Genomic DNA, 26574 nt, shown 5'->3' with positions numbered 1-26574 from the left:
GACCTACTTCCCTTCGAACTCCGGGTCGCGCTTGCTCATGAACGCGGAGAACCCCTCCATCACGTCCTCGGTGTTGGCGACGATGCCGAACGCCCGGGACTCGACCTCCAGCCCCGCCGTGCTGTCGTCACGTCCCGCCAGCATCGCGCTCTTCGTGAGCTTCTGGGCGACCGGCGGGCCGGCGGCGACGTCGCGTGCGAGCTCCATCGCTCGCTCCTTCAGTTCGTCGTTGTCGACGACCTCGTTGACGAAGCCGTAGCGTTCCATCGTCTCGGCGTCGTACCGCTCTGCGGTGAAGATGATCTCCTTCGCCCGTCCCTCGCCGACGATGCGGGGGAGTCGCTGCGTCCCGCCCCATCCGGGGAGGATACCGAGATTGTGCTCCGTCTGGCCGAACTCCGCACGTTCGCTCGCGACGCGGAGGTCAGCACACGCCGCGAGCTCCATCCCGCCGCCGAGACAGTAGCCGTCGATGCCGGCGACGACGGGGACGGGACACTCCTCGAACCGACCGAAGGTCTGTTGCCCCTTCTTCGAGAGGTCCATCGCCTTCAGCGAGCGGTTCTCGGCGCTGGCCATCGACATGACGTCGTTCGCGTTCGCACCGGCAGAGAACGCCCGGTCGCCCGCGCCGACGAGCAACACGGCTCTGATCTCGTCGTCGTCCTCGATCAGGTCGATGGCGGCGTCGAGCTCGTCCATCAACTCGACGCTGAGCGTGTTCATCTGGTGTGGTCGGTCGATGACGAGTCGGCCGACTCGACCCTCGCGTTCGAGTCGGAGCGTCTCGAACTCCTCCTCGTCGCCGTCGTCGTCGCTCGCGCCGTAGAACCCCTCGCCTTCCTCGGCGAGTTCGCGGAGATAGTCGACGACGACGTACCGTTCTTCGCCGGTCTCCTCGTGGAGGTCGTCGAGCGTCTCGACGAGCGTGTCGAGGCCGGCCTCGTCCGTGATCTTCGCCGGACCGTCCGGATAGCCCGCACCCAGTTTCATCGCCTGGTCGATCGACTCGGGGTCGGCGACGTCGTTGGCGACGAGTCCGGCGACCTCGTTGGCCATCAGCGCGAGCAGTCGCCGTTCGACGTCCTCGCGGACCTCGTCGGTCGGAATCTGGACGCCCTCGCCGTCCTCGTAGTCGTAGAAGCCCTCCCCGGACTTCTTCCCGAGTTCGCCCTCCTCGACCTTCTCTTCGAGCAGCGGGCACGGGCGGTAGGCGTCGCCGAGCACCTCGTGGAGGTACTCGAGGACGTGGACGCCGACGTCGATGCCGACCTGGTCTGCGAGTTCGAAGCTCCCCATCGGGTGGCCGAGGCCGTACTTCGTCGTGCTGTCGACTTCGGCGATCGTGGCGTCCTCGTCGTGGACCATCCACGCCGCCTCGTTCATCAGCGGGACGAGGATGCGGTTGACGATGAACCCGGGGCTGTCCTTGCGGACGCGGACGGGCGTCTTGTCCATCTGCTCGGCCAGCGCCTCGATGGCGTCCATCGTCTCGTCGGACGTGTGTTCGCCGGAGATGACCTCGACGAGCTGCATCCGCACCGGGGGATTGAAGAAGTGCATCCCGCAGAACTGCTCGGGACGGTCCGTCACCTCCGACAGCTCCGTGATCGAGAGACTGGAGGTGTTGGTCGCGAAGATGGCGTGGTCGGGGGCGTGTTCGTCGATGGCCCCGTAGACCTCTTTCTTGATCTCCATCTTCTCGGGGACGGCCTCGATCACCACGTCGGCGTCGGCGACCGACTCGCCGGCGTCGACGAACGTCGTCACGCGGTCGAGCGCCGCCTCCGCGTCCTCGGAACTGATACGGTCCTTCTCGGCGAGTTTGTTCAGACTCCACTCGATCTGGTCGTACCCTTTCTGGACGAACTCCTCGTTGATGTCCCGCAGGTTCACCGAGTAGCCGGCGAGCGCCGCGACCTCTGCGATCCCGTGGCCCATGTTCCCTGCGCCAAGAACCGTGATACTGTTGATGTCATCAACGTCCATGGACGACCGGTCGTCTGCCGCCCGTTTCAACGTTTCCCCTCTCCGAATCAACAACCGACGCAGAGTTTACTCACCGACCCCGATCGACGGCGAGTCGCGGGGCGTCGCTGCCGACGTTTCCGGGCGTCCGTCCACACCACGACCGTCGCCGTCGGGGAACGTCGCCTCAGTCGTCGGACTCGTACTCCGCCCAGATGTAGCGGGTCGCCACCGACCGGTAGGGTCGCCACTGCTCTGCGATCTCTCGCATCTCCGCCCGCGTCAACTCGCCGCCGTCGGCGTACAGCTGTTCGATCCCCTTCCGAACTGCCAGATCACCCAGCGGGAGGACGTCCTCCCGTTCCAACACGAAGAGGAGGTACATCCGGGCCGTCCAGTCGCCGATCCCCTTGATCTCGGTGAGGCGGTCGACGACCGCGTCGTCGTCGAGCTGTGCCATCGCCTCTCGCGAGAAGTCCCCCGCCTGGAACGCACGCGCCGCGTTCTGGACGTAGTCGACTTTCATCGTCGACAGCCCCGCGTCGCGAAGTGCCGTCTCGTCGGCCGCCAACACCGTCTCTGGTGTCACTTCGTCCTCCAGTACGTCGAAGACACGTTCTTTGACGGCGGCCGCGCTCGCCGTCGAGAGCTGTTGGTTGATGATCGAGATGCAGAGTCGCTCGAACTCGGACCAGTCCGGTTCGACGTAGGGGTCGTACTCGTCGATCAGTCGCTTCATCACGGGATCCCGGCGGAGCACGGGACGAGCGTCGTCGATCATCGTGACTCTGGTACGGGACAATGGCGCTGACGGGGAAAACCTCTCTGGCTGTCTCGCTGTGACGGCGAAACGAGAACGACGGGAACGGCGACAGAGGCCCGAACGGGGTACGTTGTCCACAGCCTGTACGGCTCTTCTGACCGAGGTCAGCTTCACGAACGCCGATCCACTCGTCGTCCGTTAGTTGGCCTTCGTACCGTCTCTCCCTCCTGTGAGAGTCGGAATGGGCTGTTTCGGTTCCCCTTCGAGGTGTCGACCTCGCGCTCCGGTCAGGGAGGGTTTGGTTGTTACCTCGGCTCTACCGACGTTCCGGAGAACGTAGAGAGAGCGTTCGGTGAACCCTCGCCGCTCGCGTCGGAGAATACAGAGTACGACGGCAGAGAGTATAGCTGTGTGTCTACGTGTCACCGTCTCGTGACTGGTGACACGGACAGTCCGCTACTCTTCGAGATACTCGTCGCTGTCGAGCGGTTTGTTGTCTCCGTCGGAGCGACGACGGACGTCGACGCGGTAGTGTTCGAGGATGTCCCGACCGAGCAACAGCGGGTAGTCCATGTGGCTGCGGTCCTCGACGCTGGCAGTGACGGTGTGCTGCGTCCCACCGATGCCGATGACGAGGTCGACGACGGGGCGTGCCTTCCCCGATTTGAGACTGCCGGACTTGACGCGCGTCATGCTCTTGATGGGGCCGGCCCCGATCTCGGCGGCGAGACTCGTGTCGATGCTCGTCCGAGTCGCACCCGTGTCCGACTTCGCCTTCGCCTGCGTCGATCCGCTCGTCCCGGAGACGACGACGTCCTCGATGTAGCCGATGATGGGGACGTCCTCCTGTTCGGGCGGTTCGATCCGCGGTTTGCAGGACGGTTCGGAGTCGTCGAGCGTCGCGGCGAGTTCGGAGACGCGTTCGTCGTCGACGGTACCGCCGGCGCGTTCGATCGCGGCCTTGGCGATGTGGGGCGCAGGACTCTCGCCGGTCGCCTTGTAGAGCCCCTTGAACCCCGCCGTGGGGTTGACCTCGAGGACGAACCAGCCCTCGTTGCCTTCGATGAGGTCGACGCCCGCGTAGTCCAGCCCCATCACGTCGGCGGCGTAGAGCGCCATCTCGGCGGCCTCGTCGGGCATCTCGTCGGTCGCGTTCAGCACGTCGCCGCCGAGCGCGACGTTCGTCCGCCAGTCGCCTTCGGGGGCGAAGCGGTACATCGCGCCGATGATCTCGCCGTCGACGATGTAGACGCGGAGGTCGCGGTGGCGTTCGCCGTCGCGGTCGATGAGCGCCTGGAGGAACGCCTGTCGGTTGCCGACCTTCGGGTTGACCGGTTCCGTGAGGTCGACCTTCCAGGTACCGCCGCCGTGGGTGCCGATGGCGGTCTTGTAGACGCCGACGTCGCCGAACTGCTCGCGACCCTGGTTGAGTCGGTCGTTCGAGAGCGCGAGCAGCGCGTCGGGCACCTTGATGTTCCAGTTCGCGAGCGTCGCCGCCGTCGCGAACTTGTGGATCGAGGCCATCACGGCGTCCGGTTCGTTCAGCATCGGACGGACCCGGTTGAACGTCGTCGCGAGGCCGAGCAGTTCGGCCGGCTCTTCGGTGTTCGAGAGGAGTAGACGGTTGGCGACGATGTCGATGTCGGGTTCGAGGGTGAGCTCGCTGTCCTCGACGCTGATGGCCGTGTTCTCCTGGCGCAGCCAGACGGGCGTGTGTCCGAGGTCTTCGACGGCGTTGAGAATTGCTTTCGTCTCCTTGCTGTTGTGGAGCGAAAGCACTCCGACTCGGACCTGGTCGGCGTCAGTTGTCTCCATGTACTATGTTGTATCTCCGTACGGTTTCAAATGACTGCCGGTCTCTCAAAACGAAAGTTCGTGGACATCACGAGCGCTCTCGGGGACCTTTTATATATTGCCCTCTCCGAGAGGTGGTATGAGCGACGACGGGGCCTTCACCTATCACGGGGGAAAGGTCGCGCCGGGCGAACGGCAGAACATTCGCTACGGTATCAGTGAGACGTATCTCGGCGATCCGATCCGGATCCCGGTCAGTATCATCAACGGCGAGAAGCAGGGACCGACGGTGTTCCTCTCGGCGGCCGCCCACGGCGACGAACTCAACGGCATCGAGGTCGTCCGCGAGGTCGCCTACGAGTGGGACCTCTCGGACCTCGCGGGGACGCTCGTCTGCATGCCCGTGCTGAACGTCCCCGGCTTTCTCTTCCAACAGCGGTATCTCCCTATCTACGACCGCGACCTGAACCGGTCGTTCCCGGGGCGCTCGGACTCGACCAGCGCCAAACGGATGGCCTACCGCATCTTCGAGAACTTCATCGCGCCCTGTGACTTCGGCCTCGACTTCCACACCTCGACGCGGGGACGGACGAACATGCTCCACGTCCGCGCGGACATGTCCGACGACCGGTCGTCCCGACTGGCGAAAGCGTTCGGAACCAACGTCGTCATCGACAGCGAGGGACCGAGCGGTAGCCTCCGCGGCGAAGCCACCCGCGCGGGCGTCCCGACCATCACTATCGAGATGGGCGAGGCCCACCGGTTCCAACGCGTCCTCATCGACGAGGCGCTCGCGGGGACCGAGAGCGTCTTCGCAGAGTACGGGCTCCGCGAGACGAGCGCCGTCCGCTGGCCCGGGTGGCGAACGATCATCACCGGCGACCAAGAGAAGACGTGGATCCGCGCGGACGCCGGGGGGATCGTCGACATGCACTTCGAACGTGGGTCGCTCGTCCACGAGGGCGACCGCATCTGCACCATCACCAACCCGTTCAAGGACGACAACACGTTCATCGAGGCGCCGTTCACGGGGCTGCTGGTCGGTCTGCTGGAGAACCCCGTCGTCTACCCCGGCAACCCGCTGTGTCATCTAGTCGAACTCGACGACGTCACGCGGCGCGTCGTCGAACAGGAACAGTCGCCGGAACACGAACACGATACCTAGTAAACGCTCGCCGCATCCGGCATCCGTTGCCGGGTTTCTACGCGCGCACACGTAACTTCTATGACCCCCCGCTCCTGAGCCTTACAGGAGTATGAGTCAGTCTTACAATCGAGGCCTCATCGAGGACTTCGGCCGCTGGCGGGAGTTCACGGCTGGTATGTGGGCCTGGATCTTCCACAAGTTCACCGGGTGGGTGCTGGTGGGCTACCTGTTCACCCACATCGCCGTCCTCTCGACGGCACTCACCGGTGAGACGGCCTACACGACCACGATTCAGGCGCTCGAGAGCCTGCTGGTCGTTCGTATCCTCGAAGTCGGTCTACTCGCGGTCGCAGTCTTCCACATTCTGAACGGACTGCGGCTGCTCATGGTCGACCTGGGGGTCGGGCTCGAGGCACAGGACAAGAGCTTCTACGCGTCGCTCGTCTTGACCGGCGCGATCGTGATCGCGAGCGTCCCGACGTTCGTCGCGGAGGTGCTCTGAGATGGCAGAGCGATACAGTTCGTTCCAGGACGGCACCCAGCGGTGGCTCTGGCAGCGCATCACGGCGGCGTTCCTCGTCGTCGTGCTCGCGTTCCATTTCTTCCTGCTGCACTTCGTCAACCACGCGAGCGAGGTGACGTTCGGGATGAGTCAGGCACGGATGAGCGAGTGGACCTACCTCTCGCTGATGGTGTTGTTCCTCGTCACGGCGACGTTCCACGGCGTCAACGGCGTCTACAACGCGCTCGTCAACCAGGGGCTCACCGGCCAGAAGCTGGCGGCCGTGAAGTGGACGCTCGTCGTCGCGAGCGTCCTCCTCATCGTCCAGGGACTGCGAACCGCGGCAGCGTGGAGTACCCTCGTCTAACATGAGTACACAAGTACCCGAATCCCAGGAAGCAGACGAACAGCCGGCCGACGAGGTCGCGACTGTTCAGGAGAAGCGCAAACAGAAGAAACAGGACCGTCGCGAGAAGATCGAGCGGGCCAAACAGACCCTCGAGAAGGAGCGCGACCTCTCCGACGAGAACACGGCTACGCTGAAGGTGTTCCGCTACGACCCCGAGGTCGCGGCGAAACAGGAACCGCGGTTCGACGAGTTCCACGTCCCGTTCCACAAGGGGATGACCGTCCTCGACGCGCTGATGTACGCACGGGACCACTACGACTCCAGTCTGACGTTCCGTCACTCCTGCCGACAGGCGGTCTGTGGCTCCGACGCGCTGTTCATCAACGGGCGGCAGCGGCTCGGCTGTCAGACCCAGTTGGCAGATCTGGACGAACCGATCCGCATCGAACCGCTCCCTCACCAGGAGGTCCTCAAGGATCTCGTCGTCGACATGGAGCACTTCTACGACCAGATGCACGCGGTCGAACCGTACTTCGACGCCGAGGAGACGCCCGACGGCGAGGAGCAACGACAGAGTCGCGCGAACCACGAGAAGGTCAAGATGTCGACGCGCTGTATCTGGTGTGGGGCGTGTGCGTCCTCGTGTAACATCGCCGCGGGCGACAACAAGTATCTCGGCCCCGCCGCCATCAACAAGGCCTACCGCTTCGCGATGGACGAACGCGAGGGCGAGAACCGGAAGGAACACCGGATGGAGATCCTAGAGCAGGAACACGGCGTCTGGCGCTGTCAGACGCAGTTCTCCTGCACCGAGGTGTGTCCGAAGGACATCCCCCTGACGGAGCACATCCAGGAGTTGAAGCGAGAGGCGGTCAAGAGCAACCTGAAGTTCTGGTAACAACGGAGAAAGACACATATGTACGAACACGACGTTCTCGTCGTCGGTGCGGGCGGTGCGGGCCTCCGTGCGGCCGTCGCGGCCCACGAAGAGGGTGCAGACGTCGCGATGGTGACGAAACTGCATCCGGTTCGCAGCCACACCGGCGCGGCCGAGGGCGGAATCAACGCGGCGCTCCGGGAGGGTGACTCCTGGGACCTGCACGCGTACGACACGATGAAGGGGTCGGACTATCTCGGCGACGCCCCCTCGATCGAAAAGCTCGCGAAGGACGCACCCGAGGAGGTCATCAAGACCGAACACTGGGGGATGCCGTTCTCCCGAGAAGAGGACGGACGCGTCTCACAGCGACCGTTCGGTGGCCTCTCGTTCCCGCGAACGACCTACGCGGGTGCGGAGACGGGTCACCACCTGCTGCACACCCTGTACGAACAGGTCGTCAAGCGCGGCATCACCGTCTACGACGAGTGGTACGTGATGAACCTCGCCGTCACCGACGAGGAGGACCCCCGCGACCGGTCCTGTCACGGCGTCGTCGCTTACGACGTTCAGACCGGCAACATCGAGGGGTTCAAGGCGCGCAACGGCGTCATCCTCGCGACCGGTGGGCTCGGACAGGCGTTCGACCACACGACGAACGCCGTCTCCTGTACCGGCGACGGACAGGCGATGGCCTACCGTGCCGGTGTACCGCTCGAAGACATGGAGTTCGTCCAGTTCCACCCGACGACGCTCCCCTCGACGGGCGTCCTCATCTCCGAGGGTGTCCGTGGCGAGGGTGGGATCCTCTATAACAAAGACGGCGAGCGATTCATGTTCGAACACGGCTACGCGAACAACGCCGGCGAGCTCGCCTCCCGCGACGTGGTGTCGCGTGCCGAACTGACCGAGGTCAACGAGGGCCGCGGGATCGAGGACGAGTACGTCCACCTCGACATGCGTCACCTCGGCGAGGAGCGCATCATCGACCGACTGGAGAACATCCTCCATCTCGCCCGCGACTTCGAGGGCGTCAACGGTCTCGAAGAGCCGATGCCGGTCAAGCCCGGCCAGCACTACGAGATGGGCGGCATCGAGACCAACGAGCACGGTCAGACCTGTATCGAGGGGCTCTACGCCGCTGGCGAGTGTGCCTGTGCGAGCGTCCACGGCGCGAACCGCCTCGGCGGCAACGCCCTGCCCGAACTGATGGTGTTCGGCGCCCGCGCCGGCCACCACGCCGCTGGCGTCGACCTCGGCGAACCTGAAGTCAAGACGGGTCGCAGCGGCGACGAGGAAGACGACGAGGTCGACTCGCCCGTCACGCTGGGTGAGGAAGGACTCCTCGGTGAGGCCGTCGCCGACGGCGGACGTACGACGCTGTCGACCCCCGACGAACTCATCCAGGCCGCCGTCGACCGCGAGCAGCAGCGCGTCGAACGGCTGATGGAGAAAGACGAGGGGCTCCAGCACGCCGAGATCCGCGCGAAGCTCCAGAAGGCGATGACCCGGTGGGTCAACGTCTTCCGCGAGAAGGAGGGACTGAAGAAGGCCCTCGAGGTCATCCGCGAGACGCGCGAACTGTACGAGGAGGTCTACGTCGCCGACCCCTCGAAGACGTTCAACACCGACCTCCAGATGACCTACGAGACCCGAAACGTCATCGACGTCGCCGAGGCGATCACCATCGGCGCGCTCGTCCGCGAGGAGTTCCGCGGTGCCCACTGGCGCAAGGAGCACCAAGAGCGGAAAGACGACGAGTGGTTGAAACACACGATGCTCGACTGGAACGGCGGCAGCCCCGAGGTCTACTACAAGCCGGTCGTCCTCGAAGGCGAGGACAAGACGTACGAACCGAAAGAACGCAGCTACTGACGCTCGCGGTCGCTTCGGTTCGAGACGACGTCCCCGGTCGCTCCTCTCTCGTCCGGCGGTCGGTGACGAAGCTATTTGTTCCCCCGACGCTTAGCCTGCGACGGAAGGGTGGCTCAGTGGTAGAGCATCACCGTTGAGGGCTTTGCCCGTCGCGGTGGATCTTGGCTTCGCGTGGTTCGACTCCCGCCCCTTCCACTTGTCGACGACAGTCGAAACCGACCGCCAGCAGCGGGGCTCGTCGCTCGCCGAACCGTTCTCCGCTCGCGACAGTTTCCCCGTGAGACTCCGTCGAGACGCCGAACGCTCCGCCCTCACGGATTCGACGATCGTTGAATAGGGGTTTTATTATCGTCGAAATCGCAGTAGGGAGTACGATGATGCACCAGCGGCCGACGACACCGACGACGTTGCCCCGAGAGCTCGAGTCACCTCGAGCGAAACTCGTCTATCTGTATCTCTCGACGCACAAGACGGCGACGATCGCGGAACTGCAAGAGGCACTCGACATGAAGAAGCTCTCGCTCTACAGCATCCTCCGGACGCTCTCGGACCGCGAGTACGTCTCGCGCGATGCGGACCGTTACACGGTCGCCTGAGGCACCTCCTCGTCGATCCGACACGTCACCGATTCCGCTCGTTGAGTCTGCTCACAGAAAGCTCAACACGATCCCGAGCACGACGAGCGCGAAGATGAGGAGCGTGATGACGAGAAAGAAGGTGTCGGACCCTGTCATGGCTCTCCCTTCGTGTTACTCGAATAAACAGTCTCCGACGAGGACAGACTACTCGCGCTCTTGTTCGTCCTGCTCGGACGGGAGCAACATGTCGGGGTGGCGTCGCGACGGTGGCATCGACAGGAACTGATGGATCCGTTCTCGCTCGTCGGTGGTGTCGTCGGACCGAACCATGTCTCTCGTGTTGCTGGGATCACACATCAACCCCGACCCTGGGTTATCAAGGGTGTCTCTTCGACACGGCGTACTCACTCCGTTTGCGGTGCTCTCGAGTTCGAATCCCCTAGAAGTTGACCGCCCTCACTGTCGTTCGAGCGTCAAGCCAGGAGTGGGATTCGAACCCACGAAGTCTCGATTACAAGTCGAGTGCATGAACCGCCCATGCTCTCCTGGCACCGTGAACCGACAGCATCTCGTCGCCGACACACCGTCTCCGAGTCAATCGTCTTGCCTCGTCTTATTATCGTTTTCGACACGCTTCTCCAACTCGACGCGGTGGACGTGGTAGCCCTGTCGACGGTAGAAGCGTCGTGCAGCCTCGTTTGCGGCCATCGCGTCCAGCGTGACGACGTCGATGCCGGCCGCCGCGAGTCGTGACTCCGCCGCCGCGAGCAACGCCCCACCGACACCCTCGTCTCGGCGGTCCGGGACGACGTAGAGGTTCTGTATTACGCCGCGAGTGACGTCCTGATCGTACTGTCCGCGCTCGGGCGAGAACGTGACGAACCCGACGATCTCGGACTCCCCGCTCGCCGTCGCTCGCGCGACGAGGATACCGCCCGACGCGATCTGGTGAGCGATCGTGTCGCGGACGAACTCACGATTCGAGGCCGTCCGGAGATGCGACCCGTACTCGCGCTGTCCGCGTGCCAGGTCGACCCAGCGGTCGGCGAGCGTCTCGACCTCGGTCACGGTCGGCGACTCGATCGTGATCGCTGTCTCTTCGGTGGTGATATCGGACACTCCGCACGCCACGGAGTAATCTGTTTCCCGTCGTCCGAACGTCCATCGTCGACCATCGTCGTACACGTCTATACAGGACTGGGCAGTTCCTGAACATCTCGAGAGCGCCCGACAGCATCCGAATTCGTCCGAGACAGTAGGAAGTCTTTTATGTGACTGACTGTCCCACACTAACGTGTGGTTGATTAACAATGGGGATAGCAGATAATACCTCACGTGGTCGGCGGTTCGTAACCGAGCGGCCGACGATGCTTCTGGGGCTCATCGTCGGGCTGGTCGTTCTGTTCGATCTCGGAACCAAGTTGATGGCTGGGGAGGTCACGGCGTCGACGCTGGTCGTTCTCGTCTGGCGCGGAATCGTGAACGGACTGGTCATCGGCCTCGCCGGCGTCGGCCTGTCGATGACGTACAGCATTCTGAACTTCGCGAACTTCGCACACGGCGACTACATCACGAGCGGTGCGTTCGCCGGGTGGGCGGCGACGTGGGTCGTCGCTGGCCTCGGAATCGCCGACATCGGCAGTCTCCTCGTACTCGGAGCCGCCGGCGACGTCTTCGCCTCGGAGCTCCAGACGAGCGTCGTCGGCGCGCCGCTGGCGATCGTCGTCGGCATCGTCGTCGCGGGCGTGGCGGCGGTGCTCCTATCGCTGCTCGTCGACCGGCTCGTCTACCGACCGATGCGGAACCAAGACGGGATCGCGCTGCTCATCGCGAGCATCGGGGTCGCGTTCATCCTCCGCTACATGCTGGTGTTTGTCTTCGGAACGGCACCCCGCTCCGTCGCGGAGACGCCGCCGGGTGTCAGCGGGACGCTCGCGGGCGTCGAGTACAGCTTCGGCTACCACGAACTGACGCTCGCGTTCTGTGCGCTCGTGTTGATGGTGGGCGTCCACCTCCTGCTTCAGCGGACGAAACTCGGGAAGGCGATGCGAGCGATGTCGGACAACAAGGACTTGGCGCGAGTGACGGGGATCCCGACCGAGAAGGTGATTCGGTGGACGTGGGTCATCGGTGCCGGGCTCGCCGGCGTCGCGGGCTACCTGCTCATCCTCGAGTCGGGCACCATCGCCTACAACCGCGGGTGGATCCTCCTGCTTCTCATCTTCGCCGCCGTCATCCTCGGCGGTATCGGCTCCATCTACGGCGCTATCCTCGGGGGGCTCGTCATCGGGCTGACCGACACGGTGTCGCTCGTCTGGTTGCCCAGCGAGTTCACGCAGGCGGCGGCGTTCGCGCTGATGATCCTCATCCTCCTGTTCAAACCGAGCGGGCTCTTCGCCGGGAGGACGACCGCATGAGCGTCCGCGACTACCTCGATCGGGTCTTCGGCGACGAACCGAACTCGCGGAGTCCGCTCCAACGACTCGTCACCGGCGACGCGGCGCTGGTCGTCGGACTCCTCCTCGCGGTCTACGTGGTGTTCGTCGCCATCGGGACAGTGCTCGGCTACGGTATCAACGGGCAGGTCAACGCGCTCGCCCGTCTCACGTTCCTCACGGCCGTCTACGCGCTGGCCGTGTTGGCGCTCAACCTCCACTGGGGGTACACGGGACTGTTCAACATCGGCGTGGCCGGCTTCATGGCCGTCGGGACGTACACAATGATGATGGTCTCGGCCGCGCCCGACGCGCGCGTGCCGGGACTCGGCCTCCCGCTGTGGGTCGGCATCCTCGCGGGGATGGCCGCCGCGGCGTTCATCGGACTCGTCGCGGCGCTGCCCGCGCTCAGACTCCGCGCCGACTACCTCGCCATCGTCACCATCGCGTTCTCGGAGATCATCCGTATCTCGTATCTCTCCTCGACGCTCCAGTCGTTCACCATCGCGGGGACGGAACTCGGCACCGGCGGCGGCGGCGGGATCGGGATCCAGAACGATCCGGACACGGTCTTTCTGGAGACGCTCAACGGACTCCCCGGCGTCGGGTCGCTGATTGGTGGCATCACGACCGCCGCCCAGAACGCCGGCATCCAACCGAGCGTCGTCAACAACTGGCTGTACGCCGCCGTCCTGCTCGTCTTCGTCGTCGCGTTCTACTGGCTGCTCTCCCGGATCGGCAACTCGCCGTTCGGGCGCGTGCTGAAGGCGATCCGCGAGGACGAGGACGTCGCCCGCGCGCTCGGGAAGAACACGAACCTGTTCAAGATCAAGTCGTTCATGGTCGGCTGTGCGCTGATGGGGCTGGCGGGCATCCTCTGGCAGGGGAGTCTCGGCTTCGTCAACCCCAACACGTTCCTGCCGCAGGTGACGTTCTTCATCTGGATCGCGCTCATCATCGGCGGTGCCGGGTCGAACACCGGCAGTGTCGTCGGTGCGGCGCTGTTCGCCGCGGTGCTGTTCGAGGGGCCGCGCTACCTCGCCAACGTCGCGAGCCAGACGATGGACCTCGGCAGTTCGCCGTCGACGTTCGCGGGTGCCGTCGGCGCGCTGTTCGACTTCGAGGTCGCGACGTTCTTCGCGTACGCGCTCGACAACATCGCGCCGCTCCGACTCGTCCTCGTGGGTATCGTGCTGATCTACCTGATGCAGAACCGTCCGGAGGGACTGCTCGGTCACCGCAAGGAGACGGCGTCGAGCATCTCGCTACGCCGACCCTCCCGCGAGTCGGCCGTCGCCGACGGGGGTGAGGAGCGATGAGCGACGCCGCCGCCCCGACCGACGCCGAGGAGCGGGTCGAGTCGGCCGACGCCGCCGAGTCGACCGAGTCGACTGCTCCGAGCGGGACGGTGACGGAGACCGGCGAGACGCCGCCGCTTCGCGTCCGGAACCTCCGGAAGACGTTCTCGGGGATCACCGCCGTCGACGACACCTCCTTCGAGATCGAGGAGGGGAAGATCACCGGCCTCATCGGGCCGAACGGGGCGGGGAAGTCGACGACGTTCAACCTCATCACGGGCTTTCTGACGCCCGACAGCGGCACGGTCGAACTCTACGGCGAGGACGTCACGGGGATGCGCCCGTACAAGATCGCCGACCGCGGGATGGTCCGGACGTTCCAGATCGCGCGCGAACTCTCGGAGATGACCGTCCTGGAGAACATGATGCTCGCGCCGAAACACCAGCGCGGCGAGGCGCTGTGGCGCTCGGTGCTCCCCGGCGCCCGCGGTCAGGTCGAACGAGACGAGGCCGAGGTGCTCGAACGCGCCTGGGAGATGCTCGAGTTCTTCGACATCGACCACCTCGCAGAGGAGTACGCGGGCAACCTCTCCGGCGGGCAGCGCAAACTGCTGGAGATGGCCCGCGCGCTGATGACCGACCCCGACATCCTGCTCCTAGACGAACCGTTCGCCGGGGTCAACCCGTCGTTAGAGGAGAAACTGATCGAACACATCCACGAACTCCGCGAACAGGGGTACACCTTCCTGCTCGTCGAACACGACATCGACCTCATCATGAACAACTGTTCGCGCGTGCTCGTCCTCCATCAGGGCCGACTGCTCGCCGACGGACCGCCGGCGGCGATCAAGTCCGACGAGCGCGTCATCGAGGCGTATCTCGGAGGTGAGGTCGAGTGAGTCTCCTCCGCGTGGACTCGCTGGATGCGGGCTACGGCGACCTCCAGATCCTGACCGACCTCGATCTCGAAGTCGACGACGGCGAGTACGTCACCATCGTCGGCCCGAACGGTGCGGGGAAGTCGACGGCGATGAAGTCGGTCTTCGGCCTGACGACCCACATGGGCGGGACGGTCACCTTCGACGACGACGACATCACGGGGTTGGCCCCCGAGGAGATCATCCACTACGGCGTCGGCTACGTCCCCCAGAACGACAACATCTTCGACTCGCTGACGGTGCGCGAGAATCTGGAGATGGGTGCGTACATCCTCGACGAGGTGCCGGAACAGTCCCTCAGAGCGGTGTTCGACCGGTTCCCCATCCTCGAGGAGCGACAGGAGCAGAAGGCCGGGACGATGAGCGGCGGGCAGCGACAGATGCTCGCGATGGGCCGTGCGCTGATGCTCGAACCGGAGCTCCTCCTGCTCGACGAACCCTCCGCGGGACTTGCGCCCGACCTCGTCGACGACATGTTCGACCGTATCGACGAGATCAACGACGGCGGCACGGCTATCCTGATGGTCGAGCAGAACGCCAAGGAGGCACTTCGACGCTGTGACCGCGGCTACGTACTCGTCAACGGGCAGAACGGCTACGTCGGACGCGGCGACGAACTGCTCGGCGACGACGAGGTCCGACAGCGGTTCCTCGGCGGCTGAGCCGGACGAGAGACCGCCTCAGACCGTCTATTTCGCGGTCTTCGATCACTCACGGAGCGTCGCCGCCGCCTTCCTGATGTGGTACTGGACCTCGTCGCGCTCGGCGAGATGGTATGCTTGCCGGAGGTGATACTCGAACTCTCCGTCCGTATCTCGACTGTCGTCGGTCATCGTCTTTGTCGGTCGTCCGGCGTCGCTCTGCGGGTCGACCGTCCGGCCGTCGGCGTCGTCGGCTGCCTTCACCGTCTCTGTCTCCACTTCCTCCGACGCGGGTACGCACAAAAGTCGTGGTGGCCACTCGATAGTCGGTCGGCTCGAAAAAGTGAGACGGTCCGGTCTACGCCTCGAACTGGATGGTGTCGACGGACTCGATGCCCGACTCGCTGTCGGGGGCGAACTGCCAGACGGAGTAGGAGACCGCCTTCATGTCGCCGTTGTCGTCGAAGTCGACCGCGCTGGACGCGCCGGCGTAGTTGATCGCTTCGCCGTTGGCCGCCATTCTGACGCCCTCTGCGAGGTTCTCGACGGTGATCTCCGTCCCTTCGGGGTTCGCGATCTCACGCATCGCGTCGCGGACGGCCGTCCCGCTGTTCTCGCCCGCCCACGCGTTGGCGAGGATGAGCGTCGCCGCCGCGTCGTAGGAGTGGGCGTTGAACACGGAGGGGTCGCGGCCGTACTCGTCGCTGTACGCCGAGGCGAACGCCTCGGCTGCCGGACCGGACGGCTGCGGGGCCGTCCCCGTCACGTTCTCCATCGGGTTGCCGACCTGTTTCTGCATCTGAGCGTCCTGCATCCCGTCGGTGACGAGGATGTCGGTGCCGTCGTCGAAGTCGGCGTAGTAGTCGGTGAACAGCTGGACGCCCGACGCCGGGTAGCCGATGACGACGAGCACGTCCGGACCGCCGCTCAGCGCCGACTGGAGCTTCGAGGTGTACGACGACTGCTGTTTCTCGAAGGAGACCTCCTTTTGGACCGTCCCGCCGTTCTCCTCGAACGCGCTGACGAACGCCTGCGAGAGGAGTTGGCCGTAGTCGTTGTTGACGTACATCGTCGCGGCCGTACTGGCCTCGACTCGGTCGGTCGCGACCTGTGAGACGACCTGTCCCTGGAGGGCGTCCGACGGTGCCGTCCGGTAGATGAAGTCGTCGTCTTCGAGGTCGGTGACGCTCGGTGCCGTGCTGGACGGCGAGACGCCGACTATCTGATTCGGGATGAACACCTGCCTCGACACCTGGATGTTCACACCCGAGGAAGCCGGGCCGCAGATGCCCGGGATGCCGGAGTTCATCAGGCTGTTTGCCGCACTGATGCCTGACGAGGGGTTGGTCTGCGTGTCCTCGACGGTCTCTTTGACGCTCAACCCGCCGAGGTCGGCGTCGGACAGCTGTTTCGACGGGAGGATCGCAGCGTCGCGCATCGGCTGTCCGACGGAACCGAGATCGCCCGTCAGCGGGAGGAGGACGCCGTACTGGATGGTCCGGTCTCCACCGCCGCCGCCACCATCGCCGCCGTCTCCCGTGCTACCGTTACCACCGTCGTCGCCGTCGCTACCGCCGTCGCCACCGCTGGTACAGCCAGCGAGGCCGACGACACCTGCAGTTCCGACACCTTTCAGGAAGTCACGCCGTTCGATATCACGTAACATACCCGCATGGTGGGATGTACAGTTTATAAACCTATCTCTCGTGAACCCCGGTCAGGTGGCCGATTCAGACCTCATTGACCGAAAATTAACATCACTGTGCAGAGATGTCTATCGGAAGCGTTCAGACTTCGCGACAGTCTGCACAGACGAGCTGCCCGTTCATGTTCGAGAGGTCGCGAACGAGCGACCCACAGACCTCACAGATGCTCTGCGTGGAGAACTCGTCGGTCTCGGCCTCGATCTCCGACCCGTCGGCGAGGAGTTCCGGTTCGGGGGTCTCCGAGCCGAACCCCCTGTCGATCGCCCGCGACGACGTCGCCGCCATCACCTCGCGCTCGGTGAGCAGGCCGACGAACTCGCCGTCGTCGAAGACGAACAGGCGACTCGTCGGTTCGGAGAACATGACGTCGGCGGCCTCGTCGACGTCTGCGAGCGTCGTGATTCGGGGAGCGGTCTCGGACATGACCTCCGACACCGGCCGGTCGGCAGCGTCGTCGTCGGTCAGGAGCGTCGACAGCGCGTCCCGACACGTCAACATCCCCACCGGCTCCCGTCCACGGAGGACGACCACCGTGTCGGTGTCCTCCTCCAGCATCAGTTCGGCCGCCGCCTCCACAGTGTCTGACTCGCTCACCCCGACGTACTCCATCCCGATGATATCGCGAACAGTGATATTCTCACGCATGCTCGAAAGTTGGCGCGAGCGGAGCTAAAAGCTACCTCCAGCAGGCTTATGAGTCGAGAGACGCTATCTGTAGCTTCGGACGCTCGCCGCCCTCGTCGCGGACGACCGGAACCCGTTCCTCTCGACAGTGTTCGAGCGCGTGTTTGGCCTTCATCCCCGCCTCCTGTGCGGTGTATCCCGTCCCCACCCCGACTTTGAGGTCGACGCTCGCCGTCTCACGAACGTGGTCGACGGCGTCGTGGTACTCGCGGTCCGACAGCGCCGGGCAGACGGCGACGACGTTGTCGCCGCCGGCGAAGAAGGCGAGCGCCCCGTGTTCTTCGCGGAGATACCGTGCGAGCGCCGAGTAGCCGCGCTCGATGGCGAGGTAGGCGTCGTACTCGTTCAGTCGGTCGGTGTAGACGCCGGTCGCGTCGTCGACGTCGAAGTGTGCCACTTCGAGGTCCTCGTCGCTCCGGACGGACTCGGCGAGCGGGTCGCCGCCGAACACTTCGGTCCGGTCGTCGTCCTGTGCGCTCCCCGCCTCGTGGAGGTGAGTGCTGGCTGCGTCGAGGGCGTCGGCCGGTCGACGTCCGGTTCCGATCCCGAGGCTCACGGTGACCGGGTAGCGGTTGCCGAGCGACTCCTGGAGCGACTCGTGTGCGCGACGGTCGAGGCCGTTCGTGACGGCCACGAGGTTGTCGTACCGCGTCGGGAAGACGTAGCCGCCGTAGCCGCCGACGAACTGCGCGACGTCCGCGAACAGTCGCGACTGGAGCGTCTGGAGGTCCATCTCTCTCCGCGGTTCCGGCGTCACCGTCCACGGGCCGTAGTTGTCGAGCTGGAGGTGCGTCAGCTGCGTGTTCGTCACGTTTGTGGAGTGCATCCAGTATGTGATAAGAGCTACTGAATCGCTCGGTGTGCGGTCCGTGGTCTCGTGTAACACGGTCGCGCTGGACGAGAGCGCTCGCTCGCCCGCAGTCTGCGACGCCGACCCACGGATGAGCCGAAACAGTAGGTTCAAACGGATTCGGTGCAGTCTCCACGACATGACCATCCCGTCGTTCGTCATCGGCATCGCGGGTGGGACCGGAGCCGGCAAGACGACGGTGGCGCGACTCATCACCGAGAACGTCGGCGAGTCGGTTACGCGCATCCCGCTGGACAACTACTACGAGGACCTCAGCCACCTGGAGATGGCGGAGCGCGAGGCGGTCAACTACGACCACCCCTCGGCGTTCGAGTGGGAGCTCCTCCGAGAACAGCTGACCGACCTGCTTGAGGGTCGCGCCGTCGAGATGCCCCAGTACGACTTCTCGATCCACAACCGGAAAGACGAGTGCGTCCACGTCGAACCGACGGACGTCATCATCCTCGAGGGGATCCTCACGCTGTACGACGAGGAGATAAACGACATGATGGACCTCTGTCTCTACGTCGAGACGGACGCCGACGTGCGCATCCTCCGGCGCATCCAGCGGGACGTCATCGAGCGGGAGCGGGATCTGGAGGGCGTGATGAACCAGTATCTCTCGACGGTGAAGCCGATGCACGAGCAGTTCATCGAACCGTCGAAGAAACACGCCGACCTCATCATCCCGGAGGGAGCAAACAGCGTCGCGGTCAACCTGCTGGAGGAGAAGGTACAGGCGGAGGTGGCCGGCGAGACGAGTCGCGACTGGGAGCGACAGGACTTCGAGAAGCGACTCAGTGAGAACGTCGGCGTCGAAACGTCGGAAGACTGAACTACGCTGTGGGGTTCTTGACGAACTTGTCGGCACCCTCGTAGAACCAGTAGCCCTGTGCGCGCATCGCGCGACCCAGCGCCTTGTGGAGGTCCGGGAAGTCGACGAACTCCTCTTGGTCGACGTGTGCGAAGATCTCCTTCATCGGGACGACCGTCTCGTAGTCGATGCGGATGGGGTCCTCGCCGTACTCCGCGACGAACTCGTCGCGGTCCAGCGGGAAGTCCTCGTCCTCGTCGATCTTCTTGGCGATGACGGCGTGGCCGTACTTGCGCATTCCCTCGCTGCCCTCTTCGCCGTCGGGGTCGTGTGGCCAGTCGGCGCTCATAGATAGGCCTTGGCAGGCCGACTCAAAGCCATTACGGATGCGGACGGGAGTCGAATCAGTCGTACCGCATCACAGCCTCGCGCACGACGACCGGGACGGTGCAGGTGTGTTCGCGTTCTGCGAGCGAGACGGTCGCCTCCACGGTCTTCGGTGTGGCCGCGACGACTCGGTCGAGCGTGACGGTGGGTTCGGCGACGACTGTCCCGTCGCGGTCCAGTGTCCACTGAAGGTTGATAGTGGCGACGAGTTCGTCTTCGTAGCCCGGAACTGCCGAACTCACTCCTGCGCCCAAGCCGTTCTCATCGGGGTCCAACCGGTCGATTACGGTCTCCTTGGCTGCACGGGACGCGACGAACCGACACTCTGTCTCTGCCCACTCGTCGAACGGTTTCGTCTCGTAGACCGGCTTTCGCTCCGGCTTCTCGCCTTCTTCGACTTCCTCGCGGTTCGTGTGCCGCCACATCGCGATGTACTGCACGGCGTGCTCGTCGGGCAGATACGTGAGGTTCTCGTCGGTAACTGCGTGTTCTGCGACGAGCGTGTCTGCTTCGCCCGGTTTCGTCTGTGGTTCCGCTGGAACCGACGACGCGTCCGCTTCGTCGTCACTACCAAACTGTTGAAGGACCGACTCGGAGCCGAGACAACCGGCCGTGAGACCAGCGGATCCGATACTGAGGGCGTGGAGGAACGACCGACGGGAACCTGTCATACATTGAGTTGGTCTCCAGAGACGGCATATGTCTTCTGCTCAGACCGACGGCGATACGACGCTTCCCACGGGGTGTGTTCACTTGCAGTTCTCCAACCCAAGCAGTTTTTAACACCCCAGCGTGTAGGCTCCAGTACCATACGCCCGCGGGTAATGTGTGGCCGACGTGCCACACAGCGGGGTCCACCGACCGACGCGCTGTAAGACGCCGGGGCCGTTGGCCCCCGTACTGCGGATTTGAGTGAGCACCCCTGCCACGTCTGTGGCGTTTCGATGCTCGGAAACGATCAAACCATGGAAATCGAAATCGCAACCATCGGCGGCTACGAAGAAGTCGGACGGCAGATGACTGCCGTCCGTGCCGGTGACGACGTCGTCGTCTTCGACATGGGTCTGAACCTCTCGCAGGTTCTCATCCACGACAACGTCGAAACCGAGAAGATGCACAGTCTCGACCTGATCGACATGGGCGCCATCCCGGACGACCGGGTCATGAGCGACCTCGAGGGCGACGTCCAGGCGATCGTCCCCACACACGGCCACCTCGACCACATCGGTGCCATCTCCAAACTGGCCCACCGCTACGACGCCCCCATCGTCGCCTCCCCGTTCACCATCGAACTGGTGAAACAGCAGATCCAGGGGGAGAACAAGTTCAACGTCGAGAACGACCTCGTGAAGATGAGCGCCGGTGAGACGATGTCCATCGGCGACTCCGGGAAGGTCGACCTCGAGTTCGTCAACGTCACCCACTCCATCATCGACGCCATCAACCCCGTCCTCCACACGCCGGAGGGTGCGGTCGTCTACGGCCTCGACAAGCGGATGGACCACACGCCGGTCATCGGCGACCCCATCGACATGGATCGGTTCCGCGAGATCGGCCGCGAGGGAGAGGGCGTCCTCGCCTACATCGAGGACTGTACGAACGCCGGTCGCAAGGGCCGCACGCCCTCGGAGTCCGTCGCGCGTCGCCACCTCAAGGACGTCATGCAGTCCGTCGAGGACTACGACGGCGGAATCGTCGCGACGACGTTCTCCTCGCATATCGCCCGTGTGACCTCGCTCGTCGAGTTCGCACAGGACATCGGCCGTCAGCCGGTACTTCTCGGTCGCTCGATGGAGAAGTACTCCGGCACCGCAGAGCGCCTGAACTTCGTCGACTTCCCGGACGACCTGGGGATGTACGGCCACCGCAAGTCCGTCGACCGCACGTTCAAGCGGATCATGAAGGAGGGCAAGGAGAACTTCCTGCCCATCGTCACAGGTCACCAGGGCGAGCCACGCGCGATGCTCACCCGGATGGGCCGCGGCGAGACGCCGTACGAACTGGACGACGGCGACAAGGTCATCTTTAGCGCCCGCGTCATCCCGGAACCGACCAACGAGGGGCAGCGCTACCAGTCGGAGAAGCTCCTGAAGATGCAGGGCGCACGCATCTACGACGACATCCACGTCTCCGGCCACCTGCGCGAGGAGGGTCACTACCAGATGCTCGACGCGCTGCAGCCGAAGCACGTCATCCCCGCCCACCAGAACATGAAGGGGTTCGCGCCGTACGTGAACCTCTGTGAGTCGCAGGGGTACGAACTGGGGCGAGACATCCACGTGACGAGCAACGGCAACATGATCCAGCTCGTAGAGTGATGAGCTCCGAAGCGACGGAAGAACGGGTGCTCGCCGCGGTCGGCGAGCGCCGCGAACTGGTCAATGCGGCCATCGACGAGGACCTCCCGATGGCGGAGCCCGAACGCCTCTACGAGGCGGCGCGCTATCTGCTGAAGGCCGGCGGGAAGCGACTCCGCCCGACGGTGTCGCTGCTCGCGGCCGAGGCGATCGCCGACGTCGAACCGCTGTCGACGGACTACCGGTCGTTCCCGGCCGTCGACGACACCGAGGTCGACGTGATGGCTGCCGCCGTGAGCCTGGAGGTCATCCAGTCCTTTACGCTCATCCACGACGACATCATGGACGACGACGACCTTCGCCGGGGCGTTCCCGCGGTCCACAAGGCTTACGATACCGAGACGGCCATCCTCGCGGGCGACACGCTCTACTCGAAGGCGTTCGAGATCATGACCGAGACCGGTGCTCGTCCCGAGAACGGTCTCGAGGCGATGCGGATGCTCGCGAGCACCTGCACGCAGATCTGTGAGGGACAGGCGCTCGACGTCCAGTTCGAGTCCGAGACCGAGGTGCTCCCCGAGGAGTATCTCGACATGGTCGAGCACAAGACGGCCGTCCTCTACGGTGCGGCCGCGGCCATCCCGGCCATCCTGCTCGGCGCGGACGACGACGTCGTCGAGGCGCTCTACAACTACGGTATCGACTCCGGCCGCGCGTTCCAGATCCAAGACGACGTGCTGGACCTGACCGTCCCGAGCGAGAAACTCGGCAAGCAGCGCGGCTCGGACATCGTCGAGAACAAGGAGACGCTCATCACGCTCCACGCCCGTCAGCAGGGCGTCGACGTCGACGCCCTCGTCGACAGCGAGAGCGTCGAGACCGTCACCGAGGCCGAGATCGAAGACGCCGTCGCGCGACTCGAAACCATCGGCAGTATCGACTACGCCCGACAGACAGCCTGCGACCTGACCGAACAGAGCAAAGAGCGACTCGACGTCCTCCCGGACAACGAGGCACGCGACCTGCTCTGCGACATCGCCGACTACCTCGTCACGCGCGGCTACTGAGGGAGTCCGCCCTTTCGGTCCGGTGCGCCCAGTCCGGTGCGGTCGAACGCCGGCGACGGCGCGATACCGTCACGGTGCCGTCGCCGACAAACGGACAACTAGTGACAAGTTTCTTTCACCGGAAACGTGGTGTGTTCCGAGGGCCGCTCTGTGAGCGCCGCGACGAACATCGTCGATCGGCGGTGACGGACGAGGGGTTCGGACCGTAGTCGCGTCTCACTCGAGGTCCGCGAGGAGCTCCTCGGCGTGGCCGTCGGGCGAGACGCCCTCGTAGACGCGTTCGACGGCTCCGTCCGGGCCGACGACGTAGGTGTTGCGGAAGACGCCGTCGAAGCTGTTGCCGAACATGTTCTTCTCGCCGTAAGAGTTGTAGGCCGCCGCCACCTCGCCGGACTCGTCGGAGAGCAGCGTGAACGGGAGGTCGTGTTTCTCGGCGAACGCCTTGAGGTCCGAGACGGGGTCGTCGCTGATTCCGAGGACGTGTACTCCCCGCTCTTCGAACTCCTCGAAGGCGTCGCGGAAGTCGCAGGCCTCGGTGGTACAGCCCGGCGTGTCCGCACGCGGGTAGAAGTAGACGACGACGCGGTCGCCGCGGAACTCGGAGAGCGAGACGGACTCGCCGCGCTGGTCGGGCAGTTCGAACTCGGGGGCGGTGTCGCCGACGTCGAGCATACCGGACGGTGGCGGCCGGAGCACCAAATCGTTTCTCAGTCGAGTCGCTCCGCGGCGTCGCGCTCGACGAGCGGGTCGGCGTTCGTCGTCGGCAACGACACCACGTCCTCCTTCTCGAGGTCGTACTCCCGCTCGTCGACGCCGAAGATCGCCCCGACGTCCCGCGTGATGCGGACCGTCGTCCGCTCGGTGTCGAGTTCGGCGTCGTCGACCGTCTCGCGCGTCTCGCTCGTCTCGCTCGTCTCTCCCTGTTCGCTCGGGTCCGACGTCCGCTCTCCGGCCGCCGTCTCCGTCGCCTCCGCGTCCGCCGTCGACGACGCGGACTCCGCAGTCGAGACGGCACCCGGTGGGGCCGCCTCGGGTTCGACCTCGACCGGCGTGTGTCCCGCCTCATCGGAGTGGTCGGGCCGGTCGGACTGCGCCGCCCCCTCGGCGGCCGATTCGGGGACGTCGCCGACCGTCTCACCGCCGTCGTCGCCGCCCATCGCGTCCGCGAGGACGCCGGTCGACTCTGTCTCGGACGGCGTGTCCGCCGACGTCTCGTCGTCGGCCTCGGCCGCCTCCGCTACCGAGGTCGCTTCCGGCGTCGTCGGCGTCGCGTCCGACGGCTCCGACGCCGCCGGCGAGTCGGTGTCGACGTCGCCCGGCCGCTGCTTGCCGGCCAGGATGTCGAGGACGTTCGTCTTGTTCGTCTCGATGCGGGTCACGAGGTCGTCGAAGAGCGCCTGCTCCTCGGTCGTCATCCCGTCTTCGTCGACGGGCATGTCGGCTGCGGCGAAGCTCGCGAGTTTGACGACCTTGCCGACTCGGCGTTCGTAGACCGCCTCGACGACCTCCTCGGCCGTCTCGATCTCGTCGGTCAACCGCGACACCTCCGGCGAGGAGAACGGGTCGTCGGCCTGTTCGGCCGCGTCCGTCCGCTCTGCCTTCAGTTCCGCGATGTAGTCGGCGACGTCGCCGTAGAACGAGTCGCGGAGATGCTGCAGGCTGTCTTTCCGTCGTTCCTTCGACTGGACTGTCCGCAACTCGTCGAGATTCATTCTTGGGCCTTCTCCGCGTCGCCGCGTGCCATCAGAAACACGCCGACACACTCACGAACCGTGTTGACTCCCGGTTCGATATTAGTCCTTTCCCCGAGGAGGTCGACCGTCGTCGCTTCGTCCGCCTCGACGGCGATCTCGCCCCCCGTGAACCGCTCGGGGACGGCGTCGACGAGCGGGTCGAACTGGTCGACCGCGTCGCGTTCGATGCGCTGTACCTTCAGTCCGGTTCCGCCGTGGAGACTCCCCGGGAGGCGGATGAGCCGCCGGATGTCCGTCGTCACCGGCTCGTCGATCGGGGCGGTCTGGTCCTCGATCACCTCGTGGGCCAGCGCCTCCACCAACATCCGCAGGCCGGGACCGCCCGCCTCGACGTTGCCGGTCTCGATCGCCTCCGGGCTGCGCTCGAACGCGCCCAGGATGGTCGTCGCGCGCCCCTCGCCGATACCGTCCAGCTCCTGCAGTCGGTCGAGCGCCTCCGGTTCGTCCATCGACTGGAGCTCTCTGACGAACTCGAGGAGCCGGTCGTGGGTCCGCTTCCCCCAGCCGCCTTCGGTACGGAGGACGCGCTGGGTCGTCGGTCCGGCCGCACGGGTCCGGACGAGCCCGTCGACGTCGAGGTCGATCGCCCGCACGTAGTCGACGATCTCGCGGCGGGCCTCGCTGTCGAGTTCGCGGACGCTCTCGTCGCGGACGTGGACGTGATAGCCGCGTCCGCCCGAGAAGACGACCTCGAGGTGGTCGAAGGCGAAGTCGTCCTCGAGGATGTCGAGGAGGCGGACCAGCGCGCCCTTACAGGCGGTCAACATCCCCTCGTAACTCGTCTGTTCGGGGTCGATCGTCGGCAGGTGGTCGGCGTCGAGGTCGAAGACCAGATCCGTGGAGCGCCACCCCTTGGCGCTCATGGCGTTCGCGCTCGGATCGGTGTAGCGCGCCGCAGAGAAGTAGGCGTGCCGCGGCGCTTCGCGCGCGAGGAAGTCGCCGATGTCGCCGAGGTTGAGAAGCGACTCGTGGCGGACCATCGTCGTCCCGGCCCCGGCCGTCCAGGGGATGTAGCCCCATTCGCGGGCGTCGGCGTCCGGCGGCGGCGTCACTACCGCTCGCCGGTAGTAGTCGCCGAACCGCCCCTTGAGGTAGTCGCGCGTCCGAGCGTCCATCGCTTTCGGTCGGTTGTGGGGACGCGGGTTTAGTCGTTTTCTTTGTCGGCCGCGTCGACGACGCCTCCGCTCGCCGTCGGTCGCTCGCCGTTCGGCGTGTCCGGTGGGTGGATGGAGTGGCTGGCCGGCTACCGTCGCATGAAGTCGCTCAGCTTGTCCCGCAGGCCGCCGTCGCCCAACTTGAGGTAGTAGGCGTCGCCGCCGTCCTCGTAGTAGTTGTCGATGCGGCGCTTGACGGCGAAGCCGATGTGTTCGTAGAACTCCAGCGCGGAGGCGTTCGTGGTGCGCGCGTGACAGGTGACGGAGCGGTGGTCGGTGGCGACTTCGGCGACGAGCCGTTCGCCGTAGCCTTCGCCGCGTACTTCCGGAGCGACCGCGAGAAAGAGGATGTATCCGTCGCGCCGCGTCGAAGCGAACCCGAGCAGTCGGTCGTCTTCGAACAGCAGATGCGTGGTCGAACGGCGGTAGGCGTCCATGAAGAAGCCGCGCCGTTGCTTGAGCACGCCCTCGCGCCGACGGATGCGCTCTTTCAGCTCCCACGCCTCCTCGGCGTGCGTGTCGCTGCCTGGGGCATCCACCCGCTTTTCGACGTTGACGCTCACTACCACGGAGATAACAGAGGTGGGGATATAACTCCACCGTCGATCGCTGCCCTCCCCCCTCTTTCGACCGCCGTCCCGACCGACCGGATCGACCGAGCGGAAACCACTTGTCACCCGGCGTCGACGGTCTACG

28 protein-coding genes and 2 tRNA genes are annotated in these 26574 nt (G+C 65.0%); 14 read left to right on the top strand and 16 right to left on the bottom strand.

The window, feature by feature from the left end:
* Window positions 1–3: 3 nt before the first annotated feature.
* The 3 genes from EOHIBHHM_RS14695 to EOHIBHHM_RS14685 form a co-directional block, all read right to left on the bottom strand.
* Window positions 4–1989, bottom strand: coding sequence for a 3-hydroxyacyl-CoA dehydrogenase/enoyl-CoA hydratase family protein (locus EOHIBHHM_RS14695; RefSeq protein ID WP_497251846.1), 1986 nt, complete (start codon window positions 1987–1989; stop codon window positions 4–6).
* 166 nt (window positions 1990–2155) lie between these two features.
* Window positions 2156–2749: a DNA-3-methyladenine glycosylase family protein gene (locus EOHIBHHM_RS14690; RefSeq protein ID WP_497251844.1), complete on the bottom strand. Its 594-nt coding sequence runs from the start codon at window positions 2747–2749 to the stop codon at window positions 2156–2158.
* Window positions 2750–3187: 438 nt separating this feature from the next.
* A complete protein-coding gene (locus EOHIBHHM_RS14685; RefSeq protein WP_497251842.1) occupies window positions 3188–4546 on the bottom strand; it encodes a putative ATP-dependent zinc protease in 1359 nt (452 codons plus the stop codon).
* Window positions 4547–4664: 118 nt separating this feature from the next.
* Between EOHIBHHM_RS14685 and EOHIBHHM_RS14680 the strand changes: the two genes are divergently transcribed.
* The 7 genes from EOHIBHHM_RS14680 (at window position 4665) to EOHIBHHM_RS14650 (ending at window position 9871) form a co-directional block, all read left to right on the top strand.
* Window positions 4665–5690, top strand: coding sequence for a succinylglutamate desuccinylase/aspartoacylase family protein (locus EOHIBHHM_RS14680; protein ID WP_497251840.1), 1026 nt, complete (start codon window positions 4665–4667; stop codon window positions 5688–5690).
* Between the two features lie 91 nt (window positions 5691–5781).
* Window positions 5782–6174 carry a succinate dehydrogenase, cytochrome b556 subunit gene (gene sdhC / locus EOHIBHHM_RS14675; protein WP_497251838.1) on the top strand — a complete coding sequence of 131 codons (393 nt, stop codon included), beginning with the start codon at window positions 5782–5784 and terminating at the stop codon, window positions 6172–6174.
* A gap of 1 nt (window position 6175) precedes the next feature.
* On the top strand, window positions 6176–6541 hold the full coding sequence (locus EOHIBHHM_RS14670) for a succinate dehydrogenase/fumarate reductase transmembrane subunit (protein ID WP_089823697.1): 366 nt from the start codon (window positions 6176–6178) through the stop codon (window positions 6539–6541).
* A gap of 1 nt (window position 6542) precedes the next feature.
* Window positions 6543–7421, top strand: coding sequence for a succinate dehydrogenase/fumarate reductase iron-sulfur subunit (locus EOHIBHHM_RS14665; RefSeq protein WP_497251836.1), 879 nt, complete (start codon window positions 6543–6545; stop codon window positions 7419–7421).
* Window positions 7422–7439: 18 nt separating this feature from the next.
* Complete coding sequence (locus tag EOHIBHHM_RS14660; RefSeq protein ID WP_497251834.1) at window positions 7440–9275, top strand: FAD-binding protein; 1836 nt, start codon at window positions 7440–7442, stop codon at window positions 9273–9275.
* Between the two features lie 102 nt (window positions 9276–9377).
* Window positions 9378–9470 (top strand) — tRNA-Ser (locus tag EOHIBHHM_RS14655).
* Window positions 9471–9649: 179 nt separating this feature from the next.
* Complete coding sequence (locus EOHIBHHM_RS14650; RefSeq protein ID WP_497251832.1) at window positions 9650–9871, top strand: helix-turn-helix domain-containing protein; 222 nt, start codon at window positions 9650–9652, stop codon at window positions 9869–9871.
* A 186-nt stretch (window positions 9872–10057) separates the two neighbouring features.
* On the opposite strand, the gene EOHIBHHM_RS14645 is transcribed toward EOHIBHHM_RS14650, so the two are convergent.
* The 3 genes from EOHIBHHM_RS14645 to EOHIBHHM_RS14635 all read right to left on the bottom strand — a co-directional run bounded on the left by EOHIBHHM_RS14645 (window position 10058) and on the right by EOHIBHHM_RS14635 (window position 10972).
* Entirely contained in the window at window positions 10058–10183 is a 126-nt protein-coding gene (locus EOHIBHHM_RS14645) for a hypothetical protein (RefSeq protein ID WP_497251830.1), read from the bottom strand.
* Window positions 10184–10329: 146 nt separating this feature from the next.
* Window positions 10330–10403: transfer RNA gene (locus EOHIBHHM_RS14640), tRNA-Thr, on the bottom strand.
* Between the two features lie 44 nt (window positions 10404–10447).
* Window positions 10448–10972 (bottom strand): GNAT family N-acetyltransferase, encoded by a 525-nt coding sequence (locus tag EOHIBHHM_RS14635; RefSeq protein WP_497251828.1) that lies wholly within the window; start codon window positions 10970–10972, stop codon window positions 10448–10450.
* A 191-nt stretch (window positions 10973–11163) separates the two neighbouring features.
* Here EOHIBHHM_RS14635 and EOHIBHHM_RS14630 point away from each other — a divergent pair, with 191 nt between their 5' ends.
* The 4 genes from EOHIBHHM_RS14630 to EOHIBHHM_RS14615 are packed head-to-tail and all read left to right on the top strand — an operon-like array spanning window position 11164 to window position 15186.
* Window positions 11164–12270 (top strand): branched-chain amino acid ABC transporter permease, encoded by a 1107-nt coding sequence (locus EOHIBHHM_RS14630; protein WP_497251826.1) that lies wholly within the window; start codon window positions 11164–11166, stop codon window positions 12268–12270.
* Window positions 12267–13607: a branched-chain amino acid ABC transporter permease gene (locus EOHIBHHM_RS14625; RefSeq protein ID WP_497251824.1), complete on the top strand. Its 1341-nt coding sequence runs from the start codon at window positions 12267–12269 to the stop codon at window positions 13605–13607. The genes EOHIBHHM_RS14630 and EOHIBHHM_RS14625 overlap by 4 nt, the downstream gene beginning before the upstream one ends.
* Entirely contained in the window at window positions 13604–14485 is an 882-nt protein-coding gene (locus EOHIBHHM_RS14620; RefSeq protein WP_497251822.1) for an ABC transporter ATP-binding protein, read from the top strand. Before EOHIBHHM_RS14625 ends, EOHIBHHM_RS14620 begins: the two co-directional genes overlap by 4 nt.
* A complete protein-coding gene (locus tag EOHIBHHM_RS14615; RefSeq protein WP_497251820.1) occupies window positions 14482–15186 on the top strand; it encodes an ABC transporter ATP-binding protein in 705 nt (234 codons plus the stop codon). The genes EOHIBHHM_RS14620 and EOHIBHHM_RS14615 overlap by 4 nt, the downstream gene beginning before the upstream one ends.
* 45 nt (window positions 15187–15231) lie before the next feature.
* On the opposite strand, the gene EOHIBHHM_RS14610 is transcribed toward EOHIBHHM_RS14615, so the two are convergent.
* From EOHIBHHM_RS14610 to EOHIBHHM_RS14595, 4 genes are all read right to left on the bottom strand, one after another.
* Entirely contained in the window at window positions 15232–15444 is a 213-nt protein-coding gene (locus tag EOHIBHHM_RS14610; RefSeq protein WP_497251818.1) for a hypothetical protein, read from the bottom strand.
* 79 nt (window positions 15445–15523) lie between these two features.
* A complete protein-coding gene (locus tag EOHIBHHM_RS14605; protein WP_497251816.1) occupies window positions 15524–16831 on the bottom strand; it encodes an ABC transporter substrate-binding protein in 1308 nt (435 codons plus the stop codon).
* 121 nt (window positions 16832–16952) lie between these two features.
* A complete protein-coding gene (locus EOHIBHHM_RS14600; protein WP_497251814.1) occupies window positions 16953–17516 on the bottom strand; it encodes a CBS domain-containing protein in 564 nt (187 codons plus the stop codon).
* Between the two features lie 46 nt (window positions 17517–17562).
* Window positions 17563–18366: a GTP cyclohydrolase III gene (locus tag EOHIBHHM_RS14595; protein ID WP_497251812.1), complete on the bottom strand. Its 804-nt coding sequence runs from the start codon at window positions 18364–18366 to the stop codon at window positions 17563–17565.
* Between the two features lie 178 nt (window positions 18367–18544).
* Between EOHIBHHM_RS14595 and udk the strand changes: the two genes are divergently transcribed.
* Window positions 18545–19240 (top strand): uridine kinase, encoded by a 696-nt coding sequence (udk, locus tag EOHIBHHM_RS14590; RefSeq protein ID WP_497257014.1) that lies wholly within the window; start codon window positions 18545–18547, stop codon window positions 19238–19240.
* 1 nt (window position 19241) lies between these two features.
* On the opposite strand, the gene EOHIBHHM_RS14585 is transcribed toward udk, so the two are convergent.
* Complete coding sequence (locus tag EOHIBHHM_RS14585) at window positions 19242–19568, bottom strand: DUF5785 family protein (protein ID WP_497251810.1); 327 nt, start codon at window positions 19566–19568, stop codon at window positions 19242–19244.
* Between the two features lie 55 nt (window positions 19569–19623).
* Complete coding sequence (locus EOHIBHHM_RS14580) at window positions 19624–20277, bottom strand: hypothetical protein (RefSeq protein ID WP_497251808.1); 654 nt, start codon at window positions 20275–20277, stop codon at window positions 19624–19626.
* 294 nt (window positions 20278–20571) lie between these two features.
* Between EOHIBHHM_RS14580 and EOHIBHHM_RS14575 the strand changes: the two genes are divergently transcribed.
* Window positions 20572–21924, top strand: a complete 1353-nt coding sequence (locus EOHIBHHM_RS14575) for an RNase J family beta-CASP ribonuclease (protein WP_497251806.1) — start codon at window positions 20572–20574, stop codon at window positions 21922–21924.
* Window positions 21924–22970 carry a geranylfarnesyl diphosphate synthase gene (idsA3, locus tag EOHIBHHM_RS14570; protein WP_497251804.1) on the top strand — a complete coding sequence of 349 codons (1047 nt, stop codon included), beginning with the start codon at window positions 21924–21926 and terminating at the stop codon, window positions 22968–22970. Before EOHIBHHM_RS14575 ends, idsA3 begins: the two co-directional genes overlap by 1 nt.
* A gap of 216 nt (window positions 22971–23186) precedes the next feature.
* Here the strand turns inward: idsA3 and bcp are convergent, their stop codons facing one another.
* From bcp to EOHIBHHM_RS14550, 4 genes are all read right to left on the bottom strand, one after another.
* Entirely contained in the window at window positions 23187–23642 is a 456-nt protein-coding gene (bcp, locus tag EOHIBHHM_RS14565) for a thioredoxin-dependent thiol peroxidase (protein ID WP_497251802.1), read from the bottom strand.
* Window positions 23643–23677: 35 nt separating this feature from the next.
* Window positions 23678–24682, bottom strand: coding sequence for a DNA replication complex subunit Gins51 (locus EOHIBHHM_RS14560; protein ID WP_497251800.1), 1005 nt, complete (start codon window positions 24680–24682; stop codon window positions 23678–23680).
* The gene (gene priS, locus EOHIBHHM_RS14555; RefSeq protein WP_497251798.1) at window positions 24679–25839 is read right to left on the bottom strand and encodes a DNA primase small subunit PriS; all 1161 of its coding nucleotides are present in this window, start codon (window positions 25837–25839) and stop codon (window positions 24679–24681) included. Before priS ends, EOHIBHHM_RS14560 begins: the two co-directional genes overlap by 4 nt.
* Before the next feature lie 128 nt (window positions 25840–25967).
* Window positions 25968–26441 (bottom strand): GNAT family N-acetyltransferase, encoded by a 474-nt coding sequence (locus EOHIBHHM_RS14550; RefSeq protein ID WP_497251796.1) that lies wholly within the window; start codon window positions 26439–26441, stop codon window positions 25968–25970.
* Between the last annotated feature and the right edge of the window lie 133 nt (window positions 26442–26574).

Source organism: Halogranum roseipondis (assembly GCF_059695585.1).
Note: the sequence above shows the minus strand (reverse complement) of the source record. Positions and strands in the feature narration are given on the sequence as shown.

Bases quoted from the DNA above. Each gene is read 5' to 3' on its own strand.
- EOHIBHHM_RS14695 (WP_497251846.1), bottom strand. From the start codon at position 1,989: ATGGACGTTGATGACATCAACAGTATCACGGTTCTTGGCGCAGGGAAC.
- EOHIBHHM_RS14690 (WP_497251844.1), bottom strand. From the start codon at position 2,749: ATGATCGACGACGCTCGTCCCGTGCTCCGCCGGGATCCCGTGATGAAG.
- EOHIBHHM_RS14685 (WP_497251842.1), bottom strand. From the start codon at position 4,546: ATGGAGACAACTGACGCCGACCAGGTCCGAGTCGGAGTGCTTTCGCTC.
- EOHIBHHM_RS14680 (WP_497251840.1), top strand. From the start codon at position 4,665: ATGAGCGACGACGGGGCCTTCACCTATCACGGGGGAAAGGTCGCGCCG.
- sdhC (WP_497251838.1), top strand. From the start codon at position 5,782: ATGAGTCAGTCTTACAATCGAGGCCTCATCGAGGACTTCGGCCGCTGG.
- EOHIBHHM_RS14670 (WP_089823697.1), top strand. From the start codon at position 6,176: ATGGCAGAGCGATACAGTTCGTTCCAGGACGGCACCCAGCGGTGGCTC.
- EOHIBHHM_RS14665 (WP_497251836.1), top strand. From the start codon at position 6,543: ATGAGTACACAAGTACCCGAATCCCAGGAAGCAGACGAACAGCCGGCC.
- EOHIBHHM_RS14660 (WP_497251834.1), top strand. From the start codon at position 7,440: ATGTACGAACACGACGTTCTCGTCGTCGGTGCGGGCGGTGCGGGCCTC.
- EOHIBHHM_RS14650 (WP_497251832.1), top strand. From the start codon at position 9,650: ATGATGCACCAGCGGCCGACGACACCGACGACGTTGCCCCGAGAGCTC.
- EOHIBHHM_RS14645 (WP_497251830.1), bottom strand. From the start codon at position 10,183: ATGGTTCGGTCCGACGACACCACCGACGAGCGAGAACGGATCCATCAG.
- EOHIBHHM_RS14630 (WP_497251826.1), top strand. From the start codon at position 11,164: ATGGGGATAGCAGATAATACCTCACGTGGTCGGCGGTTCGTAACCGAG.
- EOHIBHHM_RS14625 (WP_497251824.1), top strand. From the start codon at position 12,267: ATGAGCGTCCGCGACTACCTCGATCGGGTCTTCGGCGACGAACCGAAC.
- EOHIBHHM_RS14620 (WP_497251822.1), top strand. From the start codon at position 13,604: ATGAGCGACGCCGCCGCCCCGACCGACGCCGAGGAGCGGGTCGAGTCG.
- EOHIBHHM_RS14605 (WP_497251816.1), bottom strand. From the start codon at position 16,831: ATGTTACGTGATATCGAACGGCGTGACTTCCTGAAAGGTGTCGGAACT.
- EOHIBHHM_RS14600 (WP_497251814.1), bottom strand. From the start codon at position 17,516: ATGCGTGAGAATATCACTGTTCGCGATATCATCGGGATGGAGTACGTC.
- udk (WP_497257014.1), top strand. From the start codon at position 18,545: ATGACCATCCCGTCGTTCGTCATCGGCATCGCGGGTGGGACCGGAGCC.
- EOHIBHHM_RS14585 (WP_497251810.1), bottom strand. From the start codon at position 19,568: ATGAGCGCCGACTGGCCACACGACCCCGACGGCGAAGAGGGCAGCGAG.
- EOHIBHHM_RS14580 (WP_497251808.1), bottom strand. From the start codon at position 20,277: ATGACAGGTTCCCGTCGGTCGTTCCTCCACGCCCTCAGTATCGGATCC.
- EOHIBHHM_RS14575 (WP_497251806.1), top strand. From the start codon at position 20,572: ATGGAAATCGAAATCGCAACCATCGGCGGCTACGAAGAAGTCGGACGG.
- idsA3 (WP_497251804.1), top strand. From the start codon at position 21,924: ATGAGCTCCGAAGCGACGGAAGAACGGGTGCTCGCCGCGGTCGGCGAG.
- bcp (WP_497251802.1), bottom strand. From the start codon at position 23,642: ATGCTCGACGTCGGCGACACCGCCCCCGAGTTCGAACTGCCCGACCAG.
- EOHIBHHM_RS14560 (WP_497251800.1), bottom strand. From the start codon at position 24,682: ATGAATCTCGACGAGTTGCGGACAGTCCAGTCGAAGGAACGACGGAAA.
- priS (WP_497251798.1), bottom strand. From the start codon at position 25,839: ATGGACGCTCGGACGCGCGACTACCTCAAGGGGCGGTTCGGCGACTAC.